The organism is Streptomyces sp. UH6, from assembly GCF_013421635.1.
In the GTDB taxonomy this organism is placed as follows: domain Bacteria; phylum Actinomycetota; class Actinomycetes; order Streptomycetales; family Streptomycetaceae; genus Streptomyces; species Streptomyces abyssomicinicus.
The window spans coordinates 1-7,811 of record NZ_JACADT010000192.1 but is presented as its reverse complement, the minus strand read 5'-3'; the positions used below and the strand labels follow the sequence as shown (position 1 = coordinate 7,811).

Sequence of the window (7,811 nt, the reverse complement as noted above, 5' to 3'; positions counted from 1 at the left end):
CGCTCCCCGTGGGAGACGCCTCCGTCCGCCGCCTCCGCCGTCGCCCGTCCGCCGCCGACCTGGGGTTCCGGCCGTCGCGGAGGGCCGCGGCGCCCCGGTGATGTCTCCAAGGAGGCATTCCGGTACGCCCAATGGGGCCTGGTGAATCGCAGGCCACCCGCCTAGATTCGGATGGGCCACTCAACGGGGCATCACTGCCGCTGAGTTGCCGTTCAGGTTCCGCCGATGCAACGACCGTGGAACCCGTCGGTCGGGCTTATGTGAATTCGGTATCACCCCGAATCACCCCCCGCATTCCCGACCACATTCCCCGACGAAAGGAAAGCAGTGTCCCGCACCCTGTCGATACGAACCGCCGTCGCCTCAGCGGCCGTACTCGCGGCCGTCGTACCCGTCGCGCTGCCGGCCGCCGCCGCCCCGGCGCAGCCGTCCCGTGCCGCCGCCGCGCAGCACCTCGGCCCGGACGTGATCGAGACCCACGCGGCCGACGTGTACCCGGAAGGCTTCGCCTGGGACCCCACCCGCCGTGCCTTCATCGCCACCTCCGCCCTCTCCGGCGACCTGTCGGTGATCGAGCTGGACGGCACCGTCACCGAACTCGCGCCCAGCATCGGCATGGTGTCGACGCTCGGGGTGCGGGTGGACACCGCCCGCAACCGCATCATCGTCGCCTACAGCGACTTCTGGATCCGCCAGCGCCTGGAGGTCGGCGACCAGCCGCCCACGTCCGGGGTGGCCATCTTCGCCCTCGACACGGGCGAGCTCCAGCGCCGCGTCGACCTCTCCGGAGGACGGGAGCGGACCTTCGCCAACGACCTGACCTTCGACGACAAGGGCAACATCTACGTCACGGACTCCGTGTCGGACACGCTGCAGCGGATCGACCGCCGCGGGCGGGTCAGCACCGTGGTGAGCGACCCCCGCTTCGCCGCCGACATCGTCGGCCTGAACGGCATCGTCTGGCACCCCGACGGCTACCTGCTCGCCCTGCGCTACGACACCGGGACCATGTACCGCATCAAGCCCGACGCCCCGTCGGGCCGCAGGGTGACCGAGGTCCGGCTGCCGCGGCCGATGGTCGGCACGGACGGCCTCCAGCTGCGTCCGGACGGCTCGGTGGTCGTCGTCACCAACTCCATCGGCGAGGCGGTCGGCGTGCCGGGCGGGGTGGACGGCGTCTCGGTCCTCTCCTCCCGGGACGGCTGGCGCAGCGCCACTCTCCGCAGCCAGATCCAGCCGTGGCCGGTCGGCGGCCCCACGACCGTGGCGCTCACGCCGTACGGCGACTACGTGCTCAGCGGTCAGGTCGGTGAGGTCCTGGCCGGACGCACCTCCGACCTGATCGTCCTCCGCCGCCTCCCCGGCACAACCTCCAGCAAGGAGAGCAACCGATGACCACCGCGACCACCACCAAGGGATCCACCTCGGTGTGGGCGTTGATCGCGACGTCCCTGCCGATGTTCATGGTCTCGCTGGACAACCTCGTCGTCACCAACGCGCTGCCGGCGATCAGCGAGCAGTTCGAGGTCAAGCAGTCCGCGCTCCAGTGGGTGATGAACGGCTACGTGCTGGCCTTCGCCGGCCTGCTGCTGGCCGGCGCCGCCCTGGGCGACCGCTTCGGCCGGCGCCGGGTGTTCCTCGGCGGCGTCGTCCTGTTCACCGCGTCCTCCGTGGCCTGCGCCCTGGCCGACTCCGTCGGCACGCTGGTCGCCGCGCGGGTGCTGCAGGGCGCGGGCGCCGCGGCGATCCTGCCGGTCTCGCTCACCCTGGCCGTCGCCGCCGTCTCCCGGGCCCAGCGCAACATGGCCGTCGGCGTGTGGGGCGGGGTCAACGGCCTCGGCATCGCGTTCGGGCCGCTCGCGGGCGGCCTGGTGACCGAGCAGATCGACTGGAGCTGGATCTTCTGGATCAACGTGCCGGTCGGCGTGATCGCCCTGCCGCTCGCCCTGTGGGCGGTCAAGGAGAGCCGGGGCAACGAGCGCGAGCTGAACGTCGTCAGCATGCTGCTGGTCACCGGCTCGGTCGTCGCCGCCGTCTGGGGCATCGTCTCGGCCGCCGACCACGGCTGGACCCGCACCGGCACCCTGGTCGGTCTCGCGGCGGCGCTGGTGCTGGCGGTGGCGTTCGTCGTCTCCGAGCGCGCCAGCCAGGCCCCGCTGATCCCGACGCACATGTACCGCGTGCCGGCGTTCGTGCTGAGCAACGTGGTGTCGATCACGATGTACTTCGGAGTCTTCGGGTCGATCTTCTTCCTGACCCAGTTCCTGCAGGGCCCGATGGGCTACTCGCCCTTCGAGGCCGGACTGCGCACCCTCCCGTGGACCATCGCCCCGATGATCGTGGTGCCCGTCGCCACCCAGTTCGTGGACCGCATCGGCGGCGGGGTGCTCCAGGCCGCGGGCTGCGCCCTCCAGGGCATCGGCCTGGGCTGGATCGCCTTCATCCTGACCCCCGACGTCGGCTACGGCGCCATGGTCCCGGCGCTCGCCCTGGCGGGCATCGGCATGGGCCTGGTCTTCGCCGGCAACCCCGCCACGGTGATCGCCTCGGTGCGGGAGAACGAGCACAACAAGGCCTCCGGCGCCAACAACACCAGCCGCGAGTTCGGCGGCGCGCTCGGTGTCGCCGCCCTCACCACCGTCTTCAGCCACCGCTTCGCCGGCAACGACGGCGGCCCGGAGGCGGCGTTCACCGACGGCCTCGAGGGCGCGCTGTGGATCGGCGTGGCCGTGGTGATGCTCGGCGCGGTGAGCGGACTGTTCATCCGGCACCGCTCGACCCAGGCCGGCGAGGGCGACGAAGGCGTCGCCGAGCCGAAGCCGGTGGCCGTCCCGGCCGTGTGACCGGCTCCCGGTCACAGCACCTCGACAACTGGTCCGGAGGGAAACTGATGTCCACACAGGTACTGGAGGACGCCTCCGCGTCCGTGGTCCCCGCCGTCGAGTACGGGCGCACCATCGAACGGTCCCTCGCGCACCGGTCGGCGATCTCCGAGGTCTTCGTGACCGACGTGCGGACCGTGCGGCCGATGGCGGTGACCGCCGGGATCCACCTGCCGCTGACCCACCTCTACTACAGCGACCACCAGGAGCAGCCCCGGCTGCACGACTCGCTGCTGCTGCTGGAGGCGGGCCGGCAGGCCGCGATCGCCGGGTCCCACACCAACGCCGGCGTCCCGGTCGGGACCATGGCCATCGTCCACGGCTTCCGGTTCTCGCTGCGGAACCTGGACGCGCTGCGGATCGGCGACGAGGCGGGCGAGCCCCGCATCGACACCGACTTCTACGGAAAGACCGCCCGGCACAACGGGCGGTACCGCAAGGGCCGGCTGGAGCAGCGGATCTACATGGGGGACGTGCACGTCGGCGACCACACCATGGACGTGCTCTTCCTGAAGGGCGACGAGAACGAGATCCTGCGCCACTCCCAGCGGGGCACGCCCGCACCGCTGAGCACGGACCTCACCGAGGTGCCCGGCGCTCCCACCCGGGTCGACCCGGCCCGGGTGGGGCGCGCCAACCCGCTGAACGTCGTCCTCGCCGGACCGGAGTTCGACGGGGAGACCGTCACGGCGGTGGTCGCGCCGCGCCTGGACAACCCGGCGCTGTTCGACCACGCCTACGACCACCTGCCGGCCATGACGCTGGTCGAGGGGGCGCGCCAGCTGGCGCTGCTCGCCGTGGGCGCCGCGACCGGTTCCGCCTCGCCCGGCTACGCCAGCGGGTACGAGGGCAGCTTCCACCGCTTCGCCGAACTGGACGTGCCGTTGACGGCGACGGCGCACCGCACCCGCGAGGACGGCGGCCGGCACGCCGTGCGGGTCCGCTTCCGGCAGGACGACCAGGAGATCGCGGAGCTCACCGTCACCGTCGTCGACGCCGCCCGTCCCAACGGATCGTGAGGAACTGACATGTCCGAGAGCACAGCGACCCGGTGGGCCGTCTGGTCCGACTTCGGCGGCGTCCTCACCCCTCCGCTGAGCCACACCATGGCGACGTTCTGCGCGTCGACCGGCGTGGACCAGAGGATCCTGCTGCGGGCCGTGGCCACGGTCACGGCCCGGTACGGGACCGACGACATCATGGAGCCGATCGACACCCCGCTGGTGAGCGAGGAGGAGTGGCTCCGCGAGATCGGTGACGTGCTGGACGCCGAGCACGGCGTCCGGCTCCGCCTCACCACGATGGCGGACGCCTGGTTCGACGGGCGGGAGACCAACCACGCCTGGGCGGCGCAGCTGCGCAAGGCCCGGGACGGCGGGGCGTTCGTCGGGCTGCTGTCCAACATGGTGCCCGCCTGGGACGAACACTGGCGGCGCATGATCGACCCGTCCGAGCTCTTCGACGACGTCCTGCTCTCCTTCGAGGTGGGCCACCGCAAGCCGTCCCCCGGCATGTTCGAGCTCGCCGCCCGGCGGGCGGGCGTCCCCGCGGAACGCTGCGTGCTGGTGGACGACCTCGAGCACAACTGCGCCGGCGCCGAGGCGGCCGGCTGGCGGGCGGTGCTGTTCACCGACGCCGACAGCGCGGGCGCACAGCTCGCCTCCCTCCTGGACCGCGCCGAGGCAGGCGTCCGTCCGTGACATCGCCGCAAGGTCCCCATCGACACCGCAGAAGGAGGCGCACATGAGTCGCTCCGTCCTCGTCACCGGCGGAAACCGGGGCATCGGGCTCGCCACCGCACGGGCCCTGGCGGCCGAGGGCAACAAGGTCGCCGTGACGTACCGCACCGGGGAGCCGCCGTCCGGCCTCTTCGGAGTCCGGTGCGACGTGACCGACCCCGCGCAGGTCAAGGCCGCCGTCGAGGAGGTGGCCATCCAGCAGGGGCCGGTGGAGATCCTGGTGTCCAACGCGGGCATCACCCGCGACCAGGTCCTGATCGGCATGCCGGAGGAGGACTTCCGGGACGTGATGGAGACCAACTTCCAGGCCGCCGTCACCGTCACCCGGGAGGTCGTCCCGGCGATGATCAAGGCACGCTGGGGCCGGCTGATCTACATGTCGTCCATCAACAGCATGTCGGGCGCCCCCGGCCAGACCAACTACGCCTCGGCCAAGGCCGCGATGATCGGCTTCGCCCGGTCGCTCGCCATCGAGGTGGGCCGGCGCAACATCACCGTCAACGTGGTGGCGCCCGGAATGATCGAGACCGACATGGTCCAGGACGTCACCGACGCCCGCCGCCAGGCCGCCCTGGCCCGGACCGCGCTGGCCCGCACCGGCACCCCCGAGGAGGTCGCCGCGGCCGTGCGCCGCGCGGCCGAGCGCGGGCTGCGGGTCAAGGCGGTGGGCACCGGCCACTCCTTCACCGCGGCCGCGGCCACCGACGGCCTCCTGATACAGCCCGAACGACTGGCGGGCATCCACCGGATCGACCGGGCCGCCGGCACCGTCACGGTCGGCGCCGGAACCCCGCTCAAGCAGCTCAACGCCGCCCTGGCCGGCGAGGGTCTGTCGCTGACCAACATGGGCGACATCATGGAGCAGACGGTCTCCGGCGCCGTCGGCACCGGTACCCACGGCACCGGCCGGGAGTCCGGCTCGCTCGCCGCGCAGATCGCCGCCCTCGAACTGGTCACCGCGGACGGCTCGGTGCTCGCCTGCTCCGCGCAGGAGAACCCCGAGGTGTTCGCCGCCGCGCGGATAGGCCTGGGCGCGCTGGGCGTCATCACCTCGCTCACGTTCACCGTGGAGCCGGTCTTCCTGCTGACCGCCCGCGAGGAACCGATGAGTTTCGACCGGGTCACCTCGTCCTTCGACGAACTCTGGGCCGACAACGAGCACTTCGAGTTCTACTGGTTCCCCCACACCGGCAACTGCAACACCAAGCGCAACAACCGCAGCGCCGGACCTCCCCGGCCGCTGGGCCGGGCGGGCGCCTGGTTCGAGGACGAGTTCCTCTCCAACGGCGTCTTCGAGGTGGCCAACCGGCTCGGGCGGGTGGCCCCGGCCGCCATACCCGCGATCGCCCGGGTGTCCAGCCGCGCGCTCTCCTCGCGCACCTACACCGACATCCCCTACAAGGTGTTCACCTCACCGCGCCGGGTCCGGTTCGTGGAGATGGAGTACGCCCTGCCGCGGGAGGCGGTGGTGGAGGCGCTGCGCGAACTGCGGTCCATGGTGGACCGGTCGCACCTGCGGGTCAGCTTCCCGGTGGAGGTGCGCACCGCGCCCGCCGACGACATACCGCTGTCCACGGCGTCCGGCCGGGACAGCGCCTACATAGCCGTGCACATGTACAAGGGAACTCCGTACCAGGCGTACTTCACCGCCGCGGAACGCATCTTCACCGCCTACGGGGGCAGACCGCACTGGGGGAAGGTCCACACCCGCGACGCGGAGTACCTGGAGGGGGTCTACCCCCGTTTCGGTGAGTTCCGGGACCTGCGGAACCGGCTGGATCCCGAACGGCGTTTCCGGAACGACTACGTGAGGCGGGTCCTCGGCGAGTGACACCGAGTGACGACGGGCGGCCGAAGGAGGAGATGGCGGTGCGGGAGATTGGAACCCCGGGAACGGGGCAGGGATCAGGGGCGTGGGCCGGGGCGTGAAGTACGCCACGTTTCAAGGGCCGTTGGGTCCTCGGAGCGTCGGGCCGTGACGATCTTGGGGCGACCCGCCCCGATTCGACCGGCGCGCCAATCCACGCACGTGGCCCAAATGGAGTAGTGTTCAGAGCCCTGGGTCCGGACTCCCGCCTGGGCGCCCGCGATCCGTCAGGAACGCCGGGGAGGGAGGCTGTTGCGCAGGGTGACCGATGTGGGTCACTTGACGTTGCAAACAGGTAACCGTGCCATGGCGGTGTGCCTGGGCCCGGCGCCCGACACGCCGGGCAACTCGGCAAGGTTGTGGCAGGCTGCACCCGGGCAGGCCACACTCGACTAGCGGAAGCAGCGACGCACGTGACGTCGGCAGGCACCACCCGGGAGGTCCCCATGCCCGAACTGCGTGTCGTGGCCGTCTCCAATGACGGCACACGGCTGGTGCTCAAGGCTGCGGACAGCACGGAGTACACGCTTCCGATCGACGAACGGCTGCGCGCCGCCGTGCGCGGCGACCGGCCCCGTCTCGGACAGATCGAGATCGAGGTGGAGAGCCACCTCCGTCCCCGCGACATCCAGGCCCGTATAAGGGCGGGTGCCACCGCGGAGGAGGTCGCCCAGCTGGCCGGCATCCCGGTGGACCGGGTGCGGCGTTTCGAGGGCCCCGTGCTGGCCGAGCGCGCCTTCATGGCGGAGCGTGCCCGCAAGACCCCGGTGCGTCGTCCGGGCGAGAACACCGGTCCCCCGCTGGGCGAGGCGGTCGCGGAGCGGCTGCTGCTGCGCGGCGCCGACAAGGACACCGTGCAGTGGGACTCCTGGCGCCGCGACGACGGCACCTGGGAGGTGCTGCTGGTCTACCGCGTCGCCGGGGAGCCCCACACGGCGAGCTGGACCTACGACCCGCCGCGCCGTCTGGTGGCCGCGGTGGACGACGAGGCGCGTTCGCTGATCGGCGAGTCCGACGACCTGGGACCGGCGGAGCCGGCGCATCCGTTCGTGCCGCGCATCGCGCGGCTTCCGCGGGACCGGGGAGACCGGCCGGAGCGTGCGGTGGTGCCGGCCCAGGCCCCGCCGTCGGATCCGGTGGAGGAGAGCGGGGACTCGCTCACCAGCCTGCTGGAGGCGGTGCCCAGCTTCCGGGGCGACCTGGTGGTGCCGGAGCGTCCCGGCGAGGGCCCGGACAGCCCGGACACCGAGCCGGACATCGAGGAGCCGCCGGCCGCCTCCGCGGGGGCGGGCGCGGCGTACGCGGATGTGCTGATGCCGCGGG

At 71.9% G+C, this 7,811-nt stretch carries 6 protein-coding genes and 1 pseudogene; all 7 read left to right on the top strand.

Translation table 11 applies throughout. The features are described from left to right. The first annotated feature begins 327 nt into the window (after positions 1-327). Positions 328-1,395 carry an SMP-30/gluconolactonase/LRE family protein gene (locus tag HW445_RS12420; RefSeq protein ID WP_308798960.1) on the top strand — a complete coding sequence of 356 codons (1,068 nt, stop codon included), beginning with the start codon at positions 328-330 and terminating at the stop codon, positions 1,393-1,395. After that, positions 1,392-2,843: an MFS transporter gene (locus tag HW445_RS12415; protein ID WP_180221084.1), complete on the top strand. Its 1,452-nt coding sequence runs from the start codon at positions 1,392-1,394 to the stop codon at positions 2,841-2,843. The genes HW445_RS12420 and HW445_RS12415 overlap by 4 nt, the downstream gene beginning before the upstream one ends. A gap of 47 nt (positions 2,844-2,890) precedes the next feature. Continuing rightward, entirely contained in the window at positions 2,891-3,901 is a 1,011-nt protein-coding gene (locus HW445_RS12410; protein WP_180221083.1) for an AfsA-related hotdog domain-containing protein, read from the top strand. 9 nt (positions 3,902-3,910) lie between these two features. Next, positions 3,911-4,582: an HAD family phosphatase gene (locus HW445_RS12405; RefSeq protein ID WP_180221082.1), complete on the top strand. Its 672-nt coding sequence runs from the start codon at positions 3,911-3,913 to the stop codon at positions 4,580-4,582. A gap of 43 nt (positions 4,583-4,625) precedes the next feature. Next, positions 4,626-5,189: pseudogene (locus tag HW445_RS34400) on the top strand (SDR family NAD(P)-dependent oxidoreductase); the annotation flags it as partial. Between the two features lie 57 nt (positions 5,190-5,246). Beyond that, complete coding sequence (locus tag HW445_RS12400) at positions 5,247-6,452, top strand: D-arabinono-1,4-lactone oxidase (RefSeq protein WP_374939635.1); 1,206 nt, start codon at positions 5,247-5,249, stop codon at positions 6,450-6,452. A gap of 482 nt (positions 6,453-6,934) precedes the next feature. Further along, the coding region (gene sepH, locus HW445_RS12395; RefSeq protein ID WP_180221080.1) for a septation protein SepH at positions 6,935-7,811 on the top strand (877 nt) is incomplete at its 3' end.